Source organism: Citrobacter freundii complex sp. CFNIH9 (genome assembly GCF_002903305.1).
Classification (GTDB): Bacteria; Pseudomonadota; Gammaproteobacteria; order Enterobacterales; family Enterobacteriaceae; genus Citrobacter; species Citrobacter portucalensis.
This window is the reverse complement of the sequence record NZ_CP026238.1, coordinates 2,378,731-2,401,765: the sequence shown is the minus strand read 5'-3', so window position 1 is coordinate 2,401,765 and position 23,035 is coordinate 2,378,731. Positions and strand designations below refer to the sequence as shown.

At 52.0% G+C, this 23,035-nt stretch carries 20 protein-coding genes and 2 pseudogenes; 13 read left to right on the top strand and 9 right to left on the bottom strand.

The genetic code is table 11. The features are described from left to right. Nucleotides 1-22: 22 nt before the first annotated feature. The 6 genes and pseudogenes from C2U43_RS12155 to C2U43_RS12130 all read right to left on the bottom strand — a co-directional run. Nucleotides 23-775: pseudogene (locus C2U43_RS12155) on the bottom strand (OmpP1/FadL family transporter); the annotation flags it as partial. A 92-nt stretch (nucleotides 776-867) separates the two neighbouring features. Beyond that, complete coding sequence (locus C2U43_RS12150; RefSeq protein ID WP_048235380.1) at nucleotides 868-1,983, bottom strand: DUF4056 domain-containing protein; 1,116 nt, start codon at nucleotides 1,981-1,983, stop codon at nucleotides 868-870. Further along, a complete protein-coding gene (locus C2U43_RS12145; protein WP_048235381.1) occupies nucleotides 1,984-3,114 on the bottom strand; it encodes a BamA/TamA family outer membrane protein in 1,131 nt (376 codons plus the stop codon). Further along, nucleotides 3,114-4,052, bottom strand: a complete 939-nt coding sequence (locus tag C2U43_RS12140; protein ID WP_008784763.1) for a hypothetical protein — start codon at nucleotides 4,050-4,052, stop codon at nucleotides 3,114-3,116. The genes C2U43_RS12145 and C2U43_RS12140 overlap by 1 nt, the downstream gene beginning before the upstream one ends. 28 nt (nucleotides 4,053-4,080) lie before the next feature. Then, nucleotides 4,081-5,196 (bottom strand): BamA/TamA family outer membrane protein, encoded by a 1,116-nt coding sequence (locus tag C2U43_RS12135; protein ID WP_071446452.1) that lies wholly within the window; start codon nucleotides 5,194-5,196, stop codon nucleotides 4,081-4,083. Next, complete coding sequence (locus tag C2U43_RS12130) at nucleotides 5,196-6,809, bottom strand: mechanosensitive ion channel family protein (RefSeq protein ID WP_032943434.1); 1,614 nt, start codon at nucleotides 6,807-6,809, stop codon at nucleotides 5,196-5,198. Before C2U43_RS12130 ends, C2U43_RS12135 begins: the two co-directional genes overlap by 1 nt. A gap of 626 nt (nucleotides 6,810-7,435) precedes the next feature. Between C2U43_RS12130 and C2U43_RS12125 the strand changes: the two genes are divergently transcribed. From C2U43_RS12125 to C2U43_RS12075, 11 genes and pseudogenes are all read left to right on the top strand, one after another. After that, entirely contained in the window at nucleotides 7,436-9,028 is a 1,593-nt protein-coding gene (locus tag C2U43_RS12125) for an arylsulfatase (RefSeq protein ID WP_103285205.1), read from the top strand. Nucleotides 9,029-9,109: 81 nt separating this feature from the next. Next, a complete protein-coding gene (locus C2U43_RS12120) occupies nucleotides 9,110-10,405 on the top strand; it encodes an anaerobic sulfatase maturase (RefSeq protein ID WP_103285204.1) in 1,296 nt (431 codons plus the stop codon). After that, a complete protein-coding gene (locus C2U43_RS12115) occupies nucleotides 10,402-11,406 on the top strand; it encodes an AAA family ATPase (protein ID WP_079934029.1) in 1,005 nt (334 codons plus the stop codon). The genes C2U43_RS12120 and C2U43_RS12115 overlap by 4 nt, the downstream gene beginning before the upstream one ends. After that, nucleotides 11,406-12,311, top strand: coding sequence for a DUF58 domain-containing protein (locus C2U43_RS12110; protein ID WP_103285203.1), 906 nt, complete (start codon nucleotides 11,406-11,408; stop codon nucleotides 12,309-12,311). The genes C2U43_RS12115 and C2U43_RS12110 overlap by 1 nt, the downstream gene beginning before the upstream one ends. Continuing rightward, entirely contained in the window at nucleotides 12,312-12,752 is a 441-nt protein-coding gene (locus C2U43_RS12105; RefSeq protein ID WP_103285202.1) for a DUF4381 domain-containing protein, read from the top strand. Then, entirely contained in the window at nucleotides 12,745-13,722 is a 978-nt protein-coding gene (locus tag C2U43_RS12100; RefSeq protein ID WP_103285201.1) for a VWA domain-containing protein, read from the top strand. The genes C2U43_RS12105 and C2U43_RS12100 overlap by 8 nt, the downstream gene beginning before the upstream one ends. Further along, nucleotides 13,719-15,234, top strand: a pseudogene (locus tag C2U43_RS12095) (vWA domain-containing protein). The gene C2U43_RS12100 and the pseudogene C2U43_RS12095 overlap by 4 nt, the downstream one beginning before the upstream one ends. Then, nucleotides 15,231-16,244, top strand: coding sequence for a BatD family protein (locus C2U43_RS12090; protein WP_103285200.1), 1,014 nt, complete (start codon nucleotides 15,231-15,233; stop codon nucleotides 16,242-16,244). The pseudogene C2U43_RS12095 and the gene C2U43_RS12090 overlap by 4 nt, the downstream one beginning before the upstream one ends. Next, on the top strand, nucleotides 16,241-17,242 hold the full coding sequence (locus C2U43_RS12085) for an HAD family hydrolase (protein ID WP_103285199.1): 1,002 nt from the start codon (nucleotides 16,241-16,243) through the stop codon (nucleotides 17,240-17,242). Before C2U43_RS12090 ends, C2U43_RS12085 begins: the two co-directional genes overlap by 4 nt. A gap of 23 nt (nucleotides 17,243-17,265) precedes the next feature. Next, on the top strand, nucleotides 17,266-17,643 hold the full coding sequence (locus tag C2U43_RS12080; RefSeq protein ID WP_048235393.1) for a hypothetical protein: 378 nt from the start codon (nucleotides 17,266-17,268) through the stop codon (nucleotides 17,641-17,643). Between the two features lie 52 nt (nucleotides 17,644-17,695). Next, entirely contained in the window at nucleotides 17,696-18,532 is an 837-nt protein-coding gene (locus tag C2U43_RS12075; RefSeq protein ID WP_103285198.1) for a DMT family transporter, read from the top strand. A gap of 9 nt (nucleotides 18,533-18,541) precedes the next feature. On the opposite strand, the gene C2U43_RS12070 is transcribed toward C2U43_RS12075, so the two are convergent. Further along, nucleotides 18,542-19,063: a GNAT family N-acetyltransferase gene (locus C2U43_RS12070; RefSeq protein ID WP_103285197.1), complete on the bottom strand. Its 522-nt coding sequence runs from the start codon at nucleotides 19,061-19,063 to the stop codon at nucleotides 18,542-18,544. 110 nt (nucleotides 19,064-19,173) lie between these two features. On the opposite strand from C2U43_RS12070, the gene tam reads away from it, so the two are divergent. Both tam and C2U43_RS12060 read left to right on the top strand, forming a co-directional pair. After that, nucleotides 19,174-19,932 carry a trans-aconitate 2-methyltransferase gene (gene tam, locus C2U43_RS12065; protein WP_103285196.1) on the top strand — a complete coding sequence of 253 codons (759 nt, stop codon included), beginning with the start codon at nucleotides 19,174-19,176 and terminating at the stop codon, nucleotides 19,930-19,932. A gap of 131 nt (nucleotides 19,933-20,063) precedes the next feature. Beyond that, entirely contained in the window at nucleotides 20,064-20,441 is a 378-nt protein-coding gene (locus C2U43_RS12060) for a GFA family protein (protein WP_103285987.1), read from the top strand. Here C2U43_RS12060 and C2U43_RS12055 read toward each other — a convergent pair. Both C2U43_RS12055 and C2U43_RS12050 read right to left on the bottom strand, forming a co-directional pair. Then, nucleotides 20,438-21,352, bottom strand: coding sequence for a bestrophin family protein (locus C2U43_RS12055; protein WP_032943428.1), 915 nt, complete (start codon nucleotides 21,350-21,352; stop codon nucleotides 20,438-20,440). The genes C2U43_RS12060 and C2U43_RS12055 overlap by 4 nt on opposite strands. Before the next feature lie 215 nt (nucleotides 21,353-21,567). Continuing rightward, complete coding sequence (locus tag C2U43_RS12050) at nucleotides 21,568-23,019, bottom strand: tagaturonate reductase (RefSeq protein WP_008784755.1); 1,452 nt, start codon at nucleotides 23,017-23,019, stop codon at nucleotides 21,568-21,570. Nucleotides 23,020-23,035: the final 16 nt, after the last annotated feature.

The window sequence follows — 23,035 nt, the reverse complement described above, 5'->3', positions numbered from 1 at the left end:
AAGTGGTCATTTTAATTGAGCTGGATAACGGACATTTCAATTGAGCCTTGACATGCGCAGAAATAGGCAAATCGTATTCCACGTTCGGTAAGTTCGGGAAACGCGCTTTGCCGTCAATATCAAAATCGTACTCAGTTTTGCTGGTCCAGGCGATACCGGCCCGGGTTTGATCGGTCAGTTCCATCAATAATCCCAGACGATAGCTCATCGCCCAGTCATGATCCTTTTCTTTTTCATCGTTGCCATCAACATTTCGAGTGAGTGACAGAAAACCGTAATTGACGTTAACAGAGCCCCCAACGGAAACCCTGTCACTAAGCTTATAAGCCAGCGATGGACTGAGCGTCATCGCAACCATGGTGCTTTTCTTAATCAGCCGGTCGCCGGACCAATTGCCAAAATCGATCCCCAGACCGTAATTTCCGTATAGCCCAATACCAGCATAAAGATCGTCATTCACCTTCTGGGCATAGAATGCGCTGGCATTTGGAAAGAAGCGCATGATGTCACCGGGGCTTTTACGCCCCGTCTCGTCTTCAAGGGTGTAGGACACATCACCATCCATTGCCTGTAATCCACCGGTGAACATATGATCCGGAAGTCGCGTCATTCCTGCGGGGTTAGTCACGATGGTGGAGGCATCCTGCGCACGCGCTGCCTGCCCCGCCCCTGCCAAAGCCGTATCTTCGGTGCCTATTTCATAAAAATAGAGTGCGCTAGCTTGTGCTAACGGCGAGCAAAAAAGACTAAGATAAATCAAGGTCAATTTTTTCATAGGCCACCTGCAGAATTTCTTCATTATTGAAGTAGTTAGCGTCTGTAAAAGCGTAGCTCGCAGCATTTAAATTGTCAGGCAAAAGCACCGGATTAAAAGCGCGACTTGTGCATACGTTCGAGCTGGATTTTGTCTGCTTCACTCGCTGTGTCAGCCAGGGACTGAAAACTATCTGGTGCGTAATAAGTTTTCGGTCGCGGAAGCGATTGCATGGAAGTGCCCGGGTAAATTTGTAACTCGCCCAGGCGCGCAAGCCGATATCCTTCGATCACGGCGGGAAAAGTCAGTTGCAGTGGCGTGGCGTTCTCGTACGAAACTGGGGTTGGTAACCGGTTATGCTCAAGATTATAGTTACGCTTTAACACCAGAAATTTATCTGGAACCCTACGTTTACTGTTCCACCAGTCACCGTCCAATTCGCGAAACTTACGCTCAGTTTCAGTCCGGGTTGCGACGCCAAGTTGCAGTAAAACCCGCTGCAGTTCGCGATCCACTGCCGCGTTGTAGGCCGCAATGGATTCCACCCTGCCCTGTAAAATCACGTTGATGGCGATACGAGCACCCAGTAGATTTGAATAGAGATCTTCCGGGGAAAATGCAGAAATCTGCTCAGAAAAACCGGGAACAGACTCGAATCCATACCACTGTGCAATTTCGTGCCATTGAGCCAGTTCAAAGGCCAGATTCCCCGCCAACCAGGCGGCCAATGTGTAACGCTGCGCCATTGCTGCAGGAGGTGTGAAACCGTGTAGCTGTATCCGTCTGACGCCCAATTCTTCGCTGTAAAAAAAACGCCACTGTTGACCAAGTTTTGGATAAATACGAGAAAAGAGGTAAAAGGTGTTATCCGCCGTATCGCGAACGTGCGCTATGTCGATAAAACCCCCACGGTGGGTATAAAGCAGTCCGTTTTTTTCCTCACTCAGTCCAACGATATTTTTCACGGCCCCCAACGCACTATCGTTATAGTGATGACGCCCCAGTGAATCTAACGTTAATACATTGCCAATCTGGTAGACAGGGATCGGCACACCTATCGCCCTGACATGAAGATCATAGCCAAACGCGCAGCATGGGCGTAGTGACTCCGGTGGTGCTAAATGGCCGACAACGGGATATGCCTTATGCGCTTGTTTAAGAGTGAGGCCAGGAACTTCCGCGCAGGCAAATCCGGCTATCAGCAGTAAAAACAGAAATCCTTTAGCCATTCAGAATGCCTCCGCAATTTGAAAATAGAATCCTGCACTCTCTCTCCCAAAACCTAAATCCAGGCGGATATTCATGGCGGGCTTCACTTCAAAGCGATAACCGACACCCGCATTAGGTAAGATCGGATGATGTCCCATATCGTCAATGTTTCTGCCTAAAGCTCCTGCGCCCAACCACAACACGTAACCATGTCGCCAGTTGAGTTTTTTTCGATATTCCACCTGCCCACTTACCACATCCTTATCCCGATAACGCCCCTGGTAATACCCCCGCAGACGGCGGTCATCTCCGGCCATTGATAAACGATCCCACGGCACGTCTCCACGAGTGAAACGTCCCCATAAATCGAACGCCAGCACAGTCCTGTCATCAAGTAAAAGGTAACGATCGTATTGAACCTGTGCTGCCGTAAAATGAGTATCTGAACCAAAAGACGGATCAAACCAGGTGTACTCCAGCTTAAAATAGTGTCCATGCTGCGGGCGCGTGACAACGTCACGTGTGTCGTAACTCAGACTTACACTGGGTCCAGACGATAACGGCGATGTCTGCGCATTATTTAGGCTGAACACGTCCCCCTGATGCGGATCGTCAACGTCCGCCTGCATAGAAGAAAAATCCCAACCCGCGCCGAGATAAACGCGTTCAGCGATTTCTCGCATCAATACAGGATGCAAACTCACGGAGTTGTTGGTGTAATCCTGTTCATTACCCTGGGCTGCGTCGTAGCCAATGCCCCAAAAACCCGTTGGCACTTTGTTCACTGAGCCGTCCACAAACAATCGCCAACGGTCGTCGGTAAAAAAGGTATAACTGCTGATCCCCATTCCCAACGCCCCGCTGGCACTGACATAACCCGTCAAGGAAACAGAGGAGTTCTGAGTTGTTTTATCTGCCGCATCCACCCGGTAGATCCCCGCCACCGCCATGCCAAGACCCAGCTTCAGCTCTGGAGTGTAAAATGGCCCCGGCAACACGCTCCAGTTCACCCCTTTTGCCGGATCGTACTGGTTATCCGCACCCAGCTTCCCGAGGAAAGCGTCAATTGAGGGTTGATCCAATGTTAACGCCTCCGCAGACCAGGTCGTCAGAGCCAATAGCGATGTCAACATGACGCGATAACCGTTCATCAGAAGCGATATTCACCGGCAATAAAGAAGCTATTGCGTTCGTTAAATCCAAACTCCGTCAGGACGTTAAATTGTGGCGTCATTTCAAACTGAGTCCCCAGCAGCATGTTCCACGGAGAGGTCAGATTCTGTTTAACATCAAATCGCCCGTTGCCATCCTGGTTTACGGCCTGGATCAGTGGCTGAAGCTCAGCGGGCATATGCAGATCGGAGAGGCTACCCCTGAACTCCTGCTGCACGTTCTGGTACATACTCCCCACCCAGACGCTCAGATGCGATTCGCCCACCGGCCCCTGAAATTTAAAGCGATATCCAACACGGGGAGACACGGTAAGGGCTGAAATTTTGCCATCCAGAATGTCAAAATCAGTACGGGTATAGTTGGTATCCACCAGGGCAAACCAGTTTTCGTATCCTCCTGCCAAAGTAATACCGGTTCCCCATGTTGTGCCTTTAAAATCGAGAACAAAATCAATATCCTGTAGCTCACCGCTCTGATAAAGCTGATGCACAGATGATGCGATAATGCGGTCAACACCGGTGTAGCGCGAAGGGTCTGCATCTACTGAAACATTCGAGACCGACGATCCGCGTGTGTGCCCTACCAGCCCGTAAATGTTCAAAAACGGGAAGACCCACATGTCCAGACGTAGGTTTTCAGTTTTGCTCTGTTCACGCGTATGGCCGGCATCAATATTGAACATATCGACAGGAATCGGGTGATTGCCAAGCGCCAGTCCGGAAAAACTGATGCTATCGACATCAATATTTTGCCGCATGTTCATATAGCTCAGGTTGATGCCAAACGGTAGCGGAATGGCATATCCCCGCGCCCTGGCCTCCTCGCCCCAAATCGGAAACGTGCTGGCATCAGTTTCAGCTGCGCTGGCCACGCCGGAAACCCACAGCAACGGAACAACCGCGTGGAACCATTTCATTATTTGTCCTCATTCATTCCGCTCATCCCTACAGGCCAGAGCCAACATTAAAATAAACTGCTTGTTCGTTATCGCTAAAAGCGACATCTACACCGGTACGCAGTCCGTATTCGCGCGCAATCAAATATCGAATACCGCTGCCCCAGGCCACTTCTGCGCTACGGTAAAGCTCTGATGTACTGTCTGCCGCACTTCCAGCACCGACAAAACCCAAAACAATCCAACGCGACGACATTTGCCAGGCTAACTGCGTCTGAACGGTACTCACGTCATCCCCCTGGTAGCGATAGCGAGAGATACCACGAAGTTCGATATAAGGGCGCGCCATTGGTGGCAGATGTTTATCCTGCTGCGACAGCGTTTGATAGTCCCCTGCAAGAGAAAGCGTCCAGTCGGCGTTCAGTGGCAGGAAAAACTTGCCTTCGAGCGTCAGCAGGTCGTAGCGATAGTCGCCCCCAAGATAGTGACCGTAGAATTGATACTCGCCGCTAAGAGAAAGCCCGCGTCCGGGCCAAAAGAAGTTATCAGTTGTGTCGTATTCCGCTACCAGCCCCAATGCAGAGGTGATGCTGCTTTCACCCAATAGCTGCCGCCATACCTGGTTGACGAGCGGATTATTGCGGGCGGAGATATCCATCTTTGCCCAGAACTGTGATGCTCCCAGAAAAACGGGAGAATCCCCTGCGCGAAAGAGAAGTTTTTGCATACCGCCATAACCGCGAGTTTCGGTTTCCACGGCCCGGTTATTGCCAAAGCCCAATACGTCACCGGAATATATATCCAGATTGACATCGGCATAGCCTCCTGCAACCAGATAGCGAATGTGGTCATCCTGCCAGGTGTGGCGATGCCCCCCTCCTACAAACCAGGTACCGTTTTGCGTTCCGCCACCGCCAAACGCGCTCATGGCCGGAGGAATAAACTGCCCATCAACCTGTCGTCCCTTGCCATGCAGAAACAGACCGAACAGGCCGCCGCCATAACCAACGGCCGGTTCGGTAATAACCAGCGGAATCGGTAGAAAACCGTACGGGTTTTCTTGTAAATAACGGCTCATGTCCACCATGCCGTCTTCAGGATCGATAAGCCCTGTCGCCATAGCGCGCCAGCACAGCAGAGGAATTAGCAGAAAAAGCCAACGCATTATTTCCCGCCTTCTGGCGGTGTTGCGGGTGCGGTATACCAATTCTCTTTGGCCACCATCACGCTGTTTTCTGGCTGTAGCACAAAATTCGGAGACATAATCTGCACGTTAAATTCGTTGAAGACGTCCTGAATATTGCTATGCAGTTCATTACGGGCATCTGCCAGAGATACATCCGGCAGCAGGCGCACCTGCAATTCATAGGAAATATACCAGTCCATCAGACTCAGCTGACGCACCAACGGCGGCTGTGAAAGATCGATTCCTTTGGCCCGCTTGGCTGCCAACTCCAGCATTGCGTGGACCTGGCGCCAGGGCGTGTCGTAGCCAATGGTAACGCCGACCGTCAGGTTGACGCCGCCGTTAGTGCTTTGCGCGCTAAGGTTAGTAATTTTTCCACTAACCACTACCGCATTTGGCACGGTGACCACGTAATTTTCACGAGTGATAATTTTGGTCGCGAGCATACCAATTTCGCTTACCAATCCCTCGTTGTCCGCTACCCGAATCATGTCGCCTTTGCGCAGCGCGCGCGAATAGATCAAAACCAGTCCACTCATTGCGTGGTTCATCACCCCGGCCGACCCCAGCGTGAGCATCAGGCCAAAGAAAACGCTGATACCTTTAAACGCCAGTGAATTGGCACCGGGCAAAAAGGGATAGGCTGCAGATAGCGCAAAGAGCCACACCACCACAGAGATCAACTTCCGGGTTGCGCCCACGGTTTCAGGATGAATTCCAGGCAACTGCAAACGCCCTGCCTCCACCTGGTTGAGAACCACCTTAAGCAGCTTCAGTATGAACGCAGTGATGAGAAAAATGATCAGGACGATCATCAAGCCAGGTAACGCTGAGACAATCGACAATGCAATATCACGCACTACGCGTACAGACCAGTCACCAAGGGACTCTCCCCAGACGCGCGTCCAGGGAAACAGGCTAAAGACCCAACTCAGCCAAACGTAAAGTGCAACGATACCCAGCAGGATCATCAACAGTGCGTACAGGCGCGTCTCGATAGCGCCGATAAAACGCCGCCAACTCTGGGGGATCCAGCTTTTGTTCTCAAAAATGCGACGACGATAAACGCGTCTGACCCAACGCCAGGAACGGTATGCACCGAACCAAAACAGTACCAGTCCCACCAGACCAGCCACCGTTTTCACCGCCGACAGCGCCAGCCAGCCGCTGTTATACTGATCGCTCAATGCAGACCGCTGCGCCTCCATGCGCGCCAGTACGCGCTGCGCCGCCTGGTCGAGCGTAAGATCGTCTCCTTCGTCGAGATCGCCTTGTGTCAGCAACATCACCGGTTTACCGTTCATCACGATAAGCCTTCCCGGCTGGTTATAACGCGTGACCGATACAACCTGTAGCGGTTCGCGAACATCGGCTTCAGTGAAATTTCGTAGCGTATTGCGGATGCGCAGCACCCGCTCTTCTGGCGTGGTAAGGCCGAATTTCGCCTGGAGCATGACAATCGGTTGATGAAAAATATAAACCGTTCGCGCGCGTTCCTTTTCGGTGGGCTCCTGACGAGGTTCCGCCGCATATGTGTTAACAACCAAAGAGGAAAGAAAGCACATTAAAAAAGCGATCACAATCCTGTTCATATTCGCCACCGAAAACACGAGAATTATCGTTATTATTCAAAAAGCCAACGCAAATTTGATTGCTTTTTCTAGCATAGACCAGCCTTTCACTTACGCAATGTTAGTGATAAAGAGATCTTCATTTCATGTGAAAGATGACATTGCCTTTCAAAGGCTCTTTTCCTCATCACTAAATATAAACGATCGATTATCCCCTCTGATAAAAAGGTAAATAACGTTTCCCTACGGGGTCAGTCAGCGTATCCATTCGTAAAGAAATAGCGCCTCTTTGACCTGAATAGAGCATTTGGCAGCTATGTATCCGCGTGGCTTGCATAGCGTCCTGGTGCATAAAATTAACTGTCAGTGTGTGTTGCATCGATTCAGCATTATGTTGAAATCCAATAATGATAACTTCTTCCATAATTTATTATTAAATAACTTCCAGATGGAATAACCCCTCCGCCTTAATTAAGCTGCATTAAATTAATCACGATGCGAAAGATATGCCCTGCATTATTCATATTTTTGCAGGAATTCTCGAATAGTTATCTTGTGAAAGTAATTAACCTCCATTAGAAAAAATTTGGAGGATTTTTTTCGTGTCTATACTCAAAAGGCTTTCCTAATGAACGGAGTTCCCCACCATGCATAAAAGTGTCCCTTTTAGAAGGACGATGATTGCCAGTGTGCTAACGTTAGCAGCTGGCGCTGTGTCCACTGTTCATGCTGCACCGGCGACATCTACCGCACCGGAAAATGCGCCAAAGCAAGACTCATCTAAACCAAATATTGTCGTTATATTTGGCGATGACATCGGCTACTGGAACCTGAGTACCTACAATCAGGGCACCATGGGATATAAAACCCCAAATATCGACAGCATCGCTGCCGAAGGTGCCAAGTTCACCTCCTACTACGCTGAGCAAAGCTCGACCGCTGGCCGTTCTTCATTCATTACCGGTCAAATGCCGTTCCGTACCGGGATGAGTAAGGTGGGGATGCCGGGTGCGCCGCAGGGTCTGCAAAAAGAAGATCCGACCATTGCGAACATCCTGAAGCAACTGGGCTACGCTACTGGCCAGTTTGGTAAAAACCACCTCGGTGATCGCGATGAATTCCTGCCAACCGCGCACGGATTCGATGAGTTCATGGGTAACCTTTACCACCTGAACGCCGAAGAAGAACCGGAGAACCCGGACTACCCGAAAGATCCGGCCTTCCGCAAAGAGTTTGGCCCACGTGGCGTCATTAAGAGCACCGCCGATGGCAAGATTGAAGATACCGGTCCGCTTACCGTCCAGCGTATGAAAACCGTGGACGAAGAAACGCTCGCGGCCAACAACGACTTCATGGAACGTCAGGTTAAAGCCGGTAAGCCATTCTTCACCTGGTTCAATACCACCCGTATGCATAACAAAACGCACCTGAAAGACGGGAGCATTGGTGCTACGGGCCTTGGAACCTACGCCGACGGCATGGTGGAACATGACAAGATGATTGGTGAAGTGCTGCAGAAGATTAAAGATCTCGGCATCGAAGACAATACGATCCTCGTCTATACCACCGATAACGGCCCGATGACAGCAACCTGGCCGGATGCAGGCGAAACGCCTTTCCGCGGCGAGAAGAACACCGGTTGGGAAGGTGGTTTCCGCGTACCTGCGATGATTCGTTGGCCGGGCCACGTTAAGCCAGGCACCATCGTTGACGGTATTTTCGGCAGTAACGACTGGTTCCCTACCCTGGTTGCGGCTGCGGGCGATCCGAACATTAAAAACGAGCTGTTAAAAGGCTACAAAACGCCGTCCATTACCTACAAGGTGCACCTGGATGGCTACAACCAGCTCGACTACCTCCAGGGCAAGGGCCCGAATCAACGTAAAGAGTTCTTCTACTGGAGCGATGACGGCGATCTGCTGGCTATGCGCTACGAGCGTTGGAAAGTTCACTTTATGATTCAGGAGCATACCGGTCTTGATCTGTGGAAATACCCGTTCACCAAGCTGCGTACGCCACTAATCTTTGACCTTGAAGTCGATCCGCTGGAGAAAGGCAGCGACGGTATGGGCTACAACTCCTGGTTCTACGACCGTCTGTTCCTGATGGGCGGCGCGCAGAAATACGCGAAACAGATGCTGGAAACCTTCAAAGAGTTCCCACCGCGTCAGAAACCGGGTTCGTTCACCATTTCCGACGCTTCGGCGATGCTGGAACAAGGCTCTAATATCAATAAATAACCTAAGCCTCCGGGCAGGCTGTTCAGACAGCCTGCCCGTTTTTTGAAGAGTAGTGACGTTTTCTTGTTAGGGGTCTGCTATATGAAGTACAGCACCACACTACCGGTTAAAGCGCTTCCGTCGGCGGAAAAATATGACGGCAAAGGGCCAGAATACAAGCGCCGCTTTCATGTGATGGCCAAGCCCACCGGCTCGACCTGTAACCTTGACTGTTCCTACTGTTTTTACCTGCACAAAGAAGAGCTGCTGCATCAGGACAGACATACTGGCATGAGCGATGAGGTGCTAGAGAATTTCATTCGTCAATACATTGATGGCCAGGACGGCGACCAGGTGGTCTTTTCCTGGCAAGGTGGCGAACCCACATTGATGGGGTTGGAATTCTTCCAGAAAGTAGTCAAATTTCAGAAGCTGTACCAGAAGCCCGGCCAACGCGTCGAGAACGATTTACAAACTAATGGCGTGTTGTTGAACGACAAATGGGCTGAATTTCTTAAAGAACATCAATTTCTGGTGGGGCTGTCAATTGATGGCCCACGAGAACTGCATGACCGCTACCGTGTCACCCGTAGCGGCAAACCGACATTCGACAAAGTGATGGCGGGCGTTGAGGCCCTCAAGCGTCACGGCGTCCCATTTAACGCCCTGGTCACGGTAAACCGCACCAATGCCCGCTTTCCGTTGGAAGTATACCGCTTCGTCACCCGTGAACTGGGCGCAACCTACGTACAGTTTAACCCGTGCGTCGAACCGGTCGATTTCAAGCAAACCGCACCACAGTTCTGGCAGGACGAAAGCATCCCGCTGATCGGTAGCCGCCGCGCGCGCCCTGGCGATCTCGATTCGATCGTCACCGACTGGTCAGTTGACCCGGAGGACTGGGGCACATTTCTGATCGCCGTGTTTGAAGAGTGGGTTAATAACGATCTGGGCCGCGTACAGGTCAATCTGTTCGAAACGGCGGTCGCGCAGACTATGGGAATGCCTGCTCAAATCTGTACCCATTCAGAGTTCTGCGGTAAAGGGCTGGCGATCGAGAAAAACGGCGATATTTTTTCCTGCGATCACTACGTCTATCCCGAGTACCAGATCGGCAATATTGAACATGCCCAACTTTCACACCTGGCTTTTTCCGAACGGCAAAAAGCCTTCGGCATGGGCAAGCGCGACACGCTACCCAACTACTGCAAAACCTGCCCTTATCTGAAGCTGTGCTGGGGCGAATGCCCGAAAAACCGCATTGTACGCGCACCGGACGGCGAGCTGGGGTTGAACTACCTTTGCCCGGGCATTAAAGCCTTTTTTAACTATGCCGAGCCGATTGTGGTGGGCATCACAACCTTACTTAAACGTGATTTTGCAGGGCTACGCCGATGATAAATCGAGAAAAATTATTACAGCTTGAACAACGCATGAATGAGCAGGTTCTCGGTCAGGAAGAGCTGGTGCGCATGCTGATCATCGCCCTGCTTTGTGATGGACACGTTCTGCTGGAAGGCCTACCGGGTCTGGCGAAAACTCGCGCTGTGCGTGAGCTTGCGCGCCACGTTGAGGGGGATTACCGCCGTATTCAGTTCACGCCGGACCTTCTGCCTTCAGACATCACCGGCAGCGAAATCTATCAGCAAAACGCTTCCCGCGAAGAGGATCAGTTCCGCTTCCGCCCTGGCCCGGTGTTCGGCAATATCATTCTCGCCGATGAAATTAACCGCGCCTCGGCGCGCGTGCAGTCCGCTCTGCTGGAAGCCATGGAAGAACGTCACGTAACGGTGGCGGGCAACAGTTGGCCTCTGCCCGGTGTTTTTATGGTCCTTGCCACGCAAAACCCGGTGGATCAGGAAGGAACCTGGCCGCTGCCGGAAGCCCAACTGGACCGTTTTTTGATGAAGGTGCTGGTGCATTATCCATCTAAAGAAAATGAACAGAAAGTGATGCAACTGGTGCGCAGAGAACAGCAGCAAAAGTACCAACAATTGACGAACGTCACACCGGCCGCACCTGAACAACCCGATGCGCTGATGCTGAGCCAACAAGAAATTGCCGAATGTTGGCAGGCTATTTCCGCCGTTCATGTTTCCTCTACTGTCGAAAACTATATCGTCAATCTGGTGGACTTAAGCCGCCATCCGCAGTCGGTGAGCGATACGCTGGCCGGGTACCTGACCTTTGGCATTAGTCCCCGCGGCACCCTGGCGCTGGAGCGCTGCGGTCGCGCGCAGGCCTGGCTGGAAGGTCGGGATGCGGTGCTGCCAGAAGACATTAAAAAGATAGCCCCGGCCGTGTTGCGCCACCGCCTGATGCTCAGCTACCAGGCCAGCGCCGACAACTGCACGCCGGATGATGCCGTACGGATGCTCCTTGATGCCGTGGTAGCGTGATGAACAGTGCCGTTCGCGTTGACCGCGATACGCTGCTGAAGCTCGCTGGCGATGCGCGAGCCATTGCCAATCCGCCAGGGCAGATCCCACCAGGCGCACTTGGCGGAGAGCGCACATCACGACAGCAAGGTCGCGGGCTGAACTTTGACAGCCTACGTCGCTATCAGCCCGGCGACGACGTCCGGCTGATTGACTGGCAGGCCACCGCGCGCATGCGTACGCCGTGGATTCGCCTGTATAACGAAGAGAAAGAACGTCCCGTGTTCTTGTTGGTCGACCAGCGGCGGAATATGTTTTTTTCGACGCGCGTGCAGACAAAATCCGTCGCTGCGGCTAAAACCGCCGGGCTGCTGGCCTGGCGCAGCTGGCACGACGGCGATCGTTTAGGCGGTATCGTCTTTGGTGACCAGGACTTTTCCCTGCGCAAATGCCGTGCGCCAAACGCTTCACTCCCTGCATTTCTCGACGATTTAGTGCAGTACAACCACGCCGTGGCGGACAACTATCCGCATGAAGCTCCCCATCCGCTCACGCTGGCAGCCATCCTGCGCCACAGCCTGCCGTTGATTCCAACCGGCTGCTGGGTCGCGTTAATCAGCGACTTTCACGATATGGATAGTGAATGCGATGCACTGCTGGCGGCCCTGCGCCGTCGGGGAGAAGTGAGCGCGTTCGTGATGCTCGACGATCTGCATTTGCGCCTGCCTGCTCACGGGCGACTGGCGGCCCGTTATGAAGGGCAAGAGGCGGCATTTTCACTCTCGCCTGAACTACAGGACGGCATCAAACAGAGTATTACAGCGCGGCTTTCGGCACAGGCGTCGCGCCTCACGCGGCTTGGCGTCCAGGTGAAGCAGATTGTTGTCGCCGGGGATCTGCTCAGACAGCTACAAAAAGGGGTTTAGATGCTGGAGAAAGGATTTACGGTACCCGAACTGGCGGAACCGGTTCTCCCCGATTCACCGTCATGGTTTCCCCTGCCGCCGGGATGGTTCGCTCTGGGCGGCGTCGTGCTCCTCGTGATACTTGTTTTTCTCATCATTCGCGTCGCCAGATGGCGCCGTAATCTGTGGCGTCGTCAGGCCCTGACGGCCCTCACTCAACCACAAACGGTGGACAGCTGGCTGCTGCTGATCAAACGTATTTTGCTGGTGCATCAGCCGCGTGAACAGGTTAGCGGTGCGCTGGACCCTGCCCAATGGCTCCCGTCCGTCCCACTGGATAATGCGCTGCGCCAACGTCTTTGCGAACGATACTGTCAACCAGACAACCAGTTGAGTGATGCCGATACCGCGCGGCTGCGTGTGCAGCTTCGCACCTGGCTTGAAGGACTACCCCATGTCTGAATACTTCTCACGCCTGGCGTTCGCCTGGCCATGGGCCTGGCTGCTACTTATCCTACCGTTGGTAGGCCGCTTTGTGATGGCCAAAGAGCGCTCACTTAAAGAGTATGTTCGGGTCCCTTTTTTGCCCGGGCTGATCAATGAACTCCAGCTCAATAGCCAGCCTGCCCACAGCGGAAAGTTATCGACCGGGCTGTTCTGGCTGGTCTGGGCGCTGCTGGTCTGCGCGCTTGCCCGCCCGGAATTGCTGACTCCGCCACAACATATTGAAAAACCAATGCGCAACATCATGCTGATTCTGGACGTTTCTGGATCAATGGAAAAAAACGATGTTGCGGGGGGCATTACCCGGCTACAGGCGGTGCAGGAATCGGTTAAAAAATTCGTGGCCGCCCGCAAATCAGATCGTATCGGTCTGGTGATCTTTGCTAACAGCGCTTGGCCATTTGCGCCCGTCAGTGAGGATAAACAGGCGCTGGAAACCCGTATCAATCAGCTTGCGCCAGGCATGGCGGGGCAACAGACGGCGATTGGCGACGCGTTGGGCGTGACGGTGAAACTGTTAGATTCCAGCGGCGATAATGAAGCCAGCAAATTGGCCATTCTTCTGACCGACGGTAACGACACAGCTTCGCAGTTGACACCTCGCCTTGCCGCACAGCTGGCGGCCAGCCATCACGTACAGGTCCACACCATCGCTTTTGGCGACGTCAACAGCAGCGGCGATAACAAGGTGGATTTAGGTCTTTTGCAGGATATCGCCCATACCACCGGCGGGCGCGCATGGACGGCGCAGAACAGCGGTGCGTCGCTGGATGCGGTCTGGCAAGAAATTGACGCCATCACGCCGGTGCAGGTGAAGAGTATTGGCTGGTCATGGCGAATACCGTTGTTTGCCTGGCCTCTCGCTGCCGCACTGGTTTTATTACTGGCTTTTAATATTTATCGCGCGCTCAGGGAGAGAATGGCATGAGTGATTTTCACTTTTTATACCCCTGGCGTTTGCTGCTGTTGATTCCTGCCATCGCGCTGTGGTGGTTACCCTCTGCCGGGCGTAGCGCATGGTCACGCATTATGGATAAGCCGCTAGCAAACGCGCTGATCGTCGGGCGACAACGTAAACTCAGTCGGGCGCTGCCGTGGCTGGTGATGCTTGGTGTTATCGCGCTCGCAGGTCCAAGCTGGCAGCGTCAGCTTCCTGCCGCCCTGACGCCAGAAAGCAACGTGATGGTGATTTTGCAGCAGGATACCGCGATGCTTGCCAGCGACCTGTCTCCCAGCCGACATCAGCGGATGCAGACCAAAATCATGTCGCTGATGGAACGCATGCCGGGAACACGCTTTGGCCTGGTGGTCTATAACGCCGGGGCCTGGCTCACCACCCCACTTACCGTCGATACGGCCTTTTACTCGCTGTTCCTGCATGCGCAAACGCCAAGCACTATTACCGTCTGGCGAAGGTTCTGGATTACAACATGCGGTCTCGCTGGCAATGCACAATATGCCCGCCGCGCCGCGCAGCATTATCCTGGTGACCGATACCTTAAGCGCGGAAGACGCCAGATGGCTTGGCGAACAAAATACGCCGCTACAAATCTGGGTGCCCGGAACCGCGCAAGGGGGCGCGCTGCCCGAGAAATATGCCGCCAGCAGTACGAATACACGGTTGAACGTTTCGCGCTTCGAGCAGATGCGCGACGACGGAATTCCGGTCACGCTGGTAACCACCGATGATGAAGACCTGCCCGTGGTACAGAGCCACATCCAGCAAAGTGTCATCGCGCAAAACAATGCCCGCAGCGATTTACACTGGCGGAACGATGGCTGGATGCTAACGATCCCAATACTTGCCCTGCTGTTAATCTGGCGACGCCAGCTCTTTTGCTGGGTGTTGGTCGCGCCGCTGCTGCTCTGGCAGCCTTCCGGCCACGCCGCCTGGCTGGATGCCTGGATAAGCCCCGATGTGCAGGGGCAGCGTGCGTTCTCCAAAGGGGATTACGCCCGCGCGGCCCAGCATTTTAACGATCCACTCCGGCAAGGTATCGCATGGTATCGGGCGGGAAATTATCCCGCCGCTACCGCCGCGTTCCGACAGGCGGAACAAACCCCAGAAGCACTGCTCTGGACAGGCAATAGCTACGCCCAGCAAAAGCAGTGGCAACAGGCGTTGAACAGCTACGATCGGGCGTTAAGCCTGCGCCCGGACTGGAAGCTGGCGCAGGGTAACCGCGCAAAAATCGCCGCAATCATCATGCAACTGCGACAAAAGGAGCGCGAAAATAAATCGGCTCAGGGAGAAGAAGAAGATTACAAACCCGATGAAATTAAGCACGACCTGAAGCCCCACCAGGGGGCAGAACAAAAGGATATTCAGCCCATTGCCGGAGGGAATCCACAGGTGAATCAGTGGTATGAAAATCTGGCGGTTTCACCTTCTGGGCTGTTAGAAAGCCTCTACCGAACCCAGCCAGGAGAAGACCAATGAAGCTTATCTGGTTATTACTGCTGGCGGTACTTCCCTGCCAGGCGGCAATGACGGTCTCCCGCGAATTGATCGCCCCAGAACACGTTGTCCCTGGCCAGCCGGTGCGGGTAGCGGTAACGTTCTGGACAGATTCCTGGTTTAACCCGCCGCCGCAGTGGCCCGATTTCCCAGTAGAAAATGGCGATATTCTAACCAGCACATCACCGAATCAATTGCTGACCCGTCACGATGGCGGTACAAGCTGGAGCGGCGTGCGCATGGAACGCCAAATCACTGCATGGGATCAGGGGAAGCTGGATTTACCGGCTTTCGAAATGACATTAACCGCATCCGGGCAAGCACCCGTTACGGTCAAACTGCCTGCACTGGAAACGGCGGTTAGCTGGCCGACAGGAGTCCAACAACCGGACCGTTTTCTGCCCGCTTCCAGCTTTTCGCTCAGCCAGAAGGTCAATATTTACCGCAGTGGTGAAGATAAAACGCTGCGCGCCGGTGACGTAATCGAACGCGTCGTCACAGCCAACGCTACCGATGTGATGCCCGCTCAGATCCCACAGCTGCTGTATGCTATAAACGGCACGCACACCCAACGGTTGACACCAGAAAACCGTATGCTGACGTCGGGGCGCGGTGACATTACAGGCGCTGAACGCGTGGAAACACTCCGCTATTTACCGGTTGATGCAGGAGAAATCACACTACCGCCGATTAAATTACGTTGGTGGGATACAACCCATCAGCAATGGCAAATCGCTGAACTGCCCGGCAGTAAATATACCGTTGCCGCTTCACGCACCGCTGGGGCAGAATCTGTGTTAAAAGGCAGCCGCGACACCTTCACCTGGTCGACCGTGCTGCTGCTGACGGGCGGCCTCGCTTTACTCGTTCTTATGTTTATTTTCCGCCGCACATTGCTGCGTAGCACGCGTTATTTATCTCACCGCTGGTGCCGATTCTGGCAGCCGATTTCGTTACCGGGACAAACCCCAGATAACAGGAACTCACAATGAAGCATACGTTAATTACACTGGCTTTATGCGGCCTTTGCAGCACCGCCGCGGCTGAGCCCCTCTCCGCATGGAATGACACGGCAGCCAAACACGCTATTGAAGAATGGGTACAAAATGCCACCAACCCCGATCGTCCAACGTTTATTCCCACTGATAAACGCTACGTCGTATTTGATAATGACGGGACACTGTGGCCGGAAGCGCCGATGACGTTTCAGATCCAGTTCGCGCTGGACGAGATTAAACGTCTTGCCCCAGAAAATCCCAATTGGTCGAACGATCCGCTGGTGCAGGCCGTATTGAAAGACGACCTCAAAAGCGTCGTCGGTTCAGGAGAAAAAGGGCTTATGCACCTGCTATCGCTCACGCATAGTGGCATGACAACGGAGGACTTTACTCAGCGGGTTGCCAACTGGGTTTCAACGCATAAAGACCCACGTTTTGGCTGCCAGTATGACCAGATGGGATATCAACCTATGCGTCAGTTGCTGGATTATCTACGAGAGAATGGCTTTAAAACCTGGATTGTTTCCGGCGGCGGGATAGATTTCATGCGCGTGCTCTCGCAAAAAATGTATGGTATTCCGCCAGAACAGGTGATCGGATCGTTCGCGCTCGGCGAGTTCGCGTTATCCGGAGATGGGACAACAATCACCAAGACGATGTCGGGAGCCTTCAATGATGACGCGGCGAACAAGCCCGTGGCGATCCACCTGTTTATGGGGCAGCGCCCCGTGGGCGCATTTGGCAATAGCGATGGCGATCTCGCCATGCTGCAGTACACGGCCGCCAATCCGGACGCGAAAACCTTCGGACTGCTGGTCCATCATACCGATGCCGCACGTGAATACGCCTATGATAGTCACCCACCCGCAAGCGGAAAACTTGTTGAAGGATTAACGCAGGCGAAATCGCATGGCTGGACCGTGGTTGATATGAAACAGGACTGGAAGACCGTATTTGACCCGGCGCAGTGCGTCGTGAAATCATCACCATAACGATCTGTTTAAGGCATCAGTCCATGTTCCTAAAAGACGATAACATCTTCTTACGTATCATATTATTACTACTTTCTACCTCTACGCTGTCGAGCTGCACATTAACCCGTGTTTCCGACAGCACACATGCCAAAGAGGTCGATGAGCTGAATGTTATTGGTCTGAGCCTGGAGGGAGCAAGGCAAAGAGCAACTGAAAAAGGTTTTGTGTGCAGCGAATACGGAAACGTGAACACGGTTGTAACCGAACAGGGTGAGCATCGATGGCTACAAACTGAATGCAGCAAGAAAAGTGCAGAGCTGTTCTGCCCGCAAATGCGTTTTGTCGTTCTTAATGTCGATCCCAACACGAATAGAGTCGTTGATGTTGGCAATTATGTTAATCAACACACCTGTTTTTAAAGACAACACCTGCATCTTGCGCTAATTATCGTATCGACTAAAGGACGTTATCTTGCTCATCAGAATCATCATCGCAATGGTCGCATTTGCCGGCAACTCCGTACTTTGCCGACTCGCATTGAAGGGGATGCATGCTGATGCTATTTCATTCAGCAGCCTCCGGTTGATAAGTGGCGCAATTGCCCTTTTCTTATTTATTGCGATAACATCTGACAGCAGAAAATTTGAGTTCAAGTGGTTAAATGCCCTGCTCCTTTGTATCTATGTTTTTTCATTCTCCATTGCCTATGTTTCTCTCAGCACCGGTGCTGGTGCCCTGCTGCTCTTTGGTACCGTTCAGCTCGTCATGACAGTATGGGGGATAGCTCAGGGAGAAAAGCTCATAATTTTAAAAATAACAGGAATACTCGGGGCATTGGCTGGAATAGCCATATTGCTGCTTCCTGGTGCAGAACGCCCTTCCTTGTATGCTGCAATAATGATGGTTATTGCTGGGTTAGCCTGGGCTTTCTACAGTATCACAGGGAAAAAAATCACGGATGCTGCTGCCTCAACCGGGGGGAATTTCATCCTGGCAATCCCGGTCGCATTGATTATCCCTCTGTTCTTCCGCTCTCATCTTCATATTGATATATATGGATTAGTTCTGGGCGTGCTTTCTGGTGCAATTACATCGGGAGGTGCATATCTGCTCTGGTATTCATTGCTCCCCTTACTCAGGTCCACAACGGCCAGTACTATTCAACTCAGCGTACCTTGTCTGGCCACTCTCGGTGGGATCATATTTTTGGGCGAAACGCTCACCGTCAGAATCCTTCTCGCAAGCGTCATTATTTTGGCTGGAATTGGCTTAGTTATTTTCTCTGATATGAGAAAAGGAGCAAAATAGACTGATTAATTATCGGCAAAGACGATACAGAACATGTTGTGCCAATCGATGATCTGGCGGCAACGCGGGATGCGTAAACTCTTCTGTTTTATTCATACCAAGTCGTATCATCAGATTCTCTGACGGTTTATTCAGCACAGAAGTAAATGAAACGACTTCATTTAGCGCCAGTACGTCAAAAGCAAATGCAAGACTCGCTTGCGCGGCTTCTAACGCCAGACCCTGGTGCCAGTATGCTTTAGCAAGGCGCCAGCCAATTTCGGTACAGGGTGAAAAATGAAATTTATCAGGTTGTGGATGCAACCCCACACAGCCCACAAACTGGTGTGTTTCTTTTAGCTCTACGGCCCAAAATCCCCAGCCGCGTTCTGCAATACCTTCACTAAATCTATCGGCCAGTTTATCGCTTTCAGCTTTCTGTAGCGGCGCGGGGAGATAACGCATCACGTCAGAATCGGCATTGAGTGCAGCAAAAGGGGCTCGGTCTTTAGCCTCCCACTGTCGTAATATCAACCTTGATGTTTCCAGCATATTCCTGCCCTTATCATTCATTTTCATATAATCTTCTAAAATAAGTGGCTCATCGGCAAGGTCTTATACCGTCCTTTTCCGACTTTTCCTCTCATACTGGAGATTTATACATGGCCGACTGGAACCCTGGGCTTTATCTGCAATATGCAACTGAACGTTCAAGACCCGCAGCAGAATTACTCAGCCGTGTGGCGTTAGAAAATGTCCGCTCAGTTGTTGATCTAGGTTGTGGTCCGGGAAACAGTACGGCATTGCTGCATCAGCGCTGGCCCACGGCAAAGACAACAGGTGTCGATTCTTCACCTGCTATGCTGAATGAAGCGCGCAACGCATTACCTGACTGCCATTTTATCGAAGCGGATATTAGCCAGTTTAAGCCCGAGCATCCCGTGGATCTGCTTTATGCAAATGCGTCGTTACAGTGGGTGCCCGATCACTATGAATTATTCCCACATTTGGTCTCACAACTGAGTCACAACGGCGTTCTGGCCGTGCAAATGCCGGATAACTGGCTGGAGCCCACGCATGTACTGATGCGCGAAGTGGCTTATGAACAAGATTACCCCGACCGAGGGCGTGCTCCGCTTCCTGGCGTTCACGCCTACTATGATATTTTGACCGAAGCGGGTTGTGATGTGGATATCTGGCGTACAACGTATTATCACATTATGGATTCGCATCAGGCGATTATCGACTGGGTAAGCTCAACGGGACTACGCCCCTGGTTGCAGGATTTGAGCGAAAGCGAGCAGCGTCATTACCTGGCTCGCTACCATGAACTGCTTCAGGATCAATATCCGTTGCAGGAAAACGGCAATATTTTGCTGGCATTTCCGCGGTTGTTTATTGTTGCCAGACGCAATAGTTAAGCGTTTATCATCAGACAGATCACAGGACAGGGCTACCGAGTATGCGCGCCCTCGCCTTTTTATCATAAGGATCTAGTGGCTATGTCAGGCATCTGCTAGTGTCTTGCCACATGTTTCTGACGGGGGTTGTTATGTCTAAAGTCTACATTGGTGGGTGTCTGTGTGGCTCGATCCGCTTCACTGCCAGCAGTCCTAATAATTCCCATACCTGCTCATGCGATATATGCCGGAAACATACGGGTGCCCCGACCGTCGTCTGGATTGAGTTTGATGCAGAAAATGTAGAATGGACGGGAAAAGCCGGAAAACCGACAACCTGGCGCTCATCTGAAACCACCAGTCGGGCTTTTTGCCCTCAGTGCGGTAGTTCCGTGGGCGCCATCGATGACGCTCCGGTCATTGCGCTTTTAGCCGGCATTTTTGACGATCCTAATGATGAAAATCTGGCGCCGGAGTTTCATTCGTTTTCTGATATGCGGCCAGCATGGTGGGAAACTGAACGAAACTAAGTTAGTTGGTAATGTTTATCCGGCATATGTTTTGCTGGCACATTGGTTTCATCGTTCATTTGCAGTAAATCGATTTCGATTGCATTGCAAATCGCATCCAGCGGCAGGTCATTGTTCTCAGTACCAAACGGATCTTCAAGCTCTTCCGCAAGCGCATCGAGCGAGATAAAAGTATAGGAAATAAGCACTGAAATAAACGGCGTCATGTAGTGAAGATCCACCACCAACGCGAATGGCAGCATGATACAAAACAGATAAACAGTGCGATGAAGGATCAAAGTATAAGCAAACGGAACTGGTGTATTCGCGATTCGCTCACAACCTGCCAGTACTGCCGACATATCATTTAATCTGTTGTTTAAACTATGAAATAATATATCGGACAGCTGTCCATCACGTCTGCGTACGGCCAACCACTCCCCCATCAGCAACAAAATGCGGTTTGCTGGCGATTGTGCGGCAAATACCGTCTGCAGATCTTTCTCGCTGAGATATTTCGCCAACGGCTCTGCCTGTGGGTTTCGACGTAATGTCATGCGTAAACAGTGGGCAAATGCGATTTGCAGACGAACAAACTGTCCCAGTTCGGCGTCATCCGGTAAGGTGGTTTTCACCTCGCGAAGTAGTGATCGGGAAGCAATCATCAACTGCCCCCACAGGTGTCGGGCTTCGACATAACGTGAATAGCAGGCGTTATTGCGAAAACCTAAAAAGATAGCAATCGCCACGCCCAGAATACTGAACGGTGCCAGGGTAAATTTGATACCCAACATCGTATACCAGGGCAACATGATGATAACGGCGATGGAGAGCAGGAAGTTCAGCAGCAACCGTGAGAATATTTTAGATAATACTGAACCATGCCAGACGAATATCAGGCGCAGCCAGTGTTGTTGGGGACGAACGATCATGGTTATCTTCGGGAAAATGTGAAATCCGTCACATTAGACGCGATAGCGATCAATGTTGCAAGTTAATCGCAACATTAACCCAACAACTTTTGCCCTGCTTAAAATGAAGCCGCACCTAAGTCACAGACCGGGTTTATGATATAAACCACACAGTATGTTGTAACTAATGCATATCAAGAAAAAACCCGGCCTGAGCCGGGTTGTCGGTAGTCGTCTTAGCACAGTGGCTTAACGGCTTCACGCATACCTTTTGCCAGAATGGTATCCAGATCGGCAGAGACCTGTTCCACCAGTCCAGAAACCTGCGTCAGATCTTGTTCCCAGTGTTCTTTGACACCCAGTACAGATTTGACCAACGCTTCGGTACTTATCTGGCGATCGCGATGCTGGGACCACAGCTGTTGAAAACGCTCTATCCAGTGCGCATCATCCTGAACCGGATAAGACTCACCGTTGCGCTCTCCACGATAAAAAGCAATTAACGCGGCAAGCGCAAACGTCAAACGCGCCGGCAGCTTACCGCTGGCCTGTTGCCCTGCCAGCAGTTGCGGCAATATACGGGTGCGGAATTTGGTCATGCCATTCAGGGCAATCGACAGCAGTTGATGTTTGATGTACGGATTGCAGAATCGACCGGTTACCGCGCTGGCAAAAGAAGCTAACTCATCACGTGGTAAATCCAGTACCGGAATGATCTCTTCATAGATCGCTTTCTCCACGAAAGCACAAATCTCAGCGTCATTCATTGCCTCACCCACGGTGTCCAACCCTGCCTGCCAGGCAACAGGGACCAGCGCGGTGTGAGCACCGTTGAGAATCGCCACTTTGCGCTCTTTGTACGGTTTGATGTCATCCACGATCAGGACATTCAGCGGATACTTATCCAGACGTAGTTCTGCGGCTAATGACTTCGGCCCCTGAATGACAAACAGATAGAAATGTTCTGCGGTATCGAGGAAAGCATCATGATAGCCCAGTTCAGCTTCGAGCTTAGCTACCTCATCACGCGGATAGCCGGTAACAATACGGTCCACCAGCGTGGAGCAAAATGCATTGGCCTGATCCAGCCACTGAATAAACGCTTCCGGCAGCGCCCATTCCTGAGCGTAGCGCAGAACCAGTTCACGCAGCGCATCACCGTTATAATCAATCAGTTCGCAAGGGATGATAATCCAGCCTTTATCCAATGCGCCGTTAAAATAGCTGAAGCGTTCGAACAGCAGACGCGTCAGTTTAGCCGGATAACTAACCGCTGGCGCGTCGTCAAACTTATCGCCCGCGTGGTAACTGATACCTGCTTCCGTGGTGTTAGAGAACACAAAACGCATATCAGGATTATGCGCCAGCTTCAGGAACTCATCGTATTCGCTATAGACGCTGATTTCACGGTTAACTGAACGAATAAGACGGGCATCACTGACGGCCTCGCCCTTCTCATTCAAACCACGAATGATAGTGGTATAGAGGCCATCCTGCGTACTCAGCGATGGCGGGAAGGAACTTTCGATAGGACGAACAATGACCACACCAGCGTTCAGATCGGTATGCTCGTTGAGCAGATCTACCTGCCAGTCTACAAAGGCGCGCAGGAAGTTTCCTTCACCAAACTGAATAATGCGTTCAGGATACTGAGCACCGGGGAAATCGCGACGATTTAGTGTTTGCACAATGGGTTCCCTTTAT

Excerpts from the sequence above, each read along its gene's own strand:
- C2U43_RS12150 (WP_048235380.1), bottom strand. The coding sequence starts at position 1,983 with ATGGCTAAAGGATTTCTGTTTTTACTGCTGATAGCCGGATTTGCCTGC.
- C2U43_RS12120 (WP_103285204.1), top strand. The coding sequence starts at position 9,110 with ATGAAGTACAGCACCACACTACCGGTTAAAGCGCTTCCGTCGGCGGAA.
- C2U43_RS12090 (WP_103285200.1), top strand. The coding sequence starts at position 15,231 with ATGAAGCTTATCTGGTTATTACTGCTGGCGGTACTTCCCTGCCAGGCG.
- C2U43_RS12105 (WP_103285202.1), top strand. The coding sequence starts at position 12,312 with ATGCTGGAGAAAGGATTTACGGTACCCGAACTGGCGGAACCGGTTCTC.
- C2U43_RS12080 (WP_048235393.1), top strand. The coding sequence starts at position 17,266 with ATGTTCCTAAAAGACGATAACATCTTCTTACGTATCATATTATTACTA.
- C2U43_RS12055 (WP_032943428.1), bottom strand. The coding sequence starts at position 21,352 with ATGATCGTTCGTCCCCAACAACACTGGCTGCGCCTGATATTCGTCTGG.
- C2U43_RS12145 (WP_048235381.1), bottom strand. The coding sequence starts at position 3,114 with ATGAACGGTTATCGCGTCATGTTGACATCGCTATTGGCTCTGACGACC.
- C2U43_RS12135 (WP_071446452.1), bottom strand. The coding sequence starts at position 5,196 with ATGCGTTGGCTTTTTCTGCTAATTCCTCTGCTGTGCTGGCGCGCTATG.
- C2U43_RS12130 (WP_032943434.1), bottom strand. The coding sequence starts at position 6,809 with ATGAACAGGATTGTGATCGCTTTTTTAATGTGCTTTCTTTCCTCTTTG.
- C2U43_RS12140 (WP_008784763.1), bottom strand. The coding sequence starts at position 4,052 with ATGAAATGGTTCCACGCGGTTGTTCCGTTGCTGTGGGTTTCCGGCGTG.
- C2U43_RS12125 (WP_103285205.1), top strand. The coding sequence starts at position 7,436 with ATGCATAAAAGTGTCCCTTTTAGAAGGACGATGATTGCCAGTGTGCTA.
- C2U43_RS12115 (WP_079934029.1), top strand. The coding sequence starts at position 10,402 with ATGATAAATCGAGAAAAATTATTACAGCTTGAACAACGCATGAATGAG.
- C2U43_RS12110 (WP_103285203.1), top strand. The coding sequence starts at position 11,406 with ATGAACAGTGCCGTTCGCGTTGACCGCGATACGCTGCTGAAGCTCGCT.
- tam (WP_103285196.1), top strand. The coding sequence starts at position 19,174 with ATGGCCGACTGGAACCCTGGGCTTTATCTGCAATATGCAACTGAACGT.
- C2U43_RS12060 (WP_103285987.1), top strand. The coding sequence starts at position 20,064 with ATGTCTAAAGTCTACATTGGTGGGTGTCTGTGTGGCTCGATCCGCTTC.
- C2U43_RS12070 (WP_103285197.1), bottom strand. The coding sequence starts at position 19,063 with ATGCTGGAAACATCAAGGTTGATATTACGACAGTGGGAGGCTAAAGAC.
- C2U43_RS12100 (WP_103285201.1), top strand. The coding sequence starts at position 12,745 with ATGTCTGAATACTTCTCACGCCTGGCGTTCGCCTGGCCATGGGCCTGG.
- C2U43_RS12085 (WP_103285199.1), top strand. The coding sequence starts at position 16,241 with ATGAAGCATACGTTAATTACACTGGCTTTATGCGGCCTTTGCAGCACC.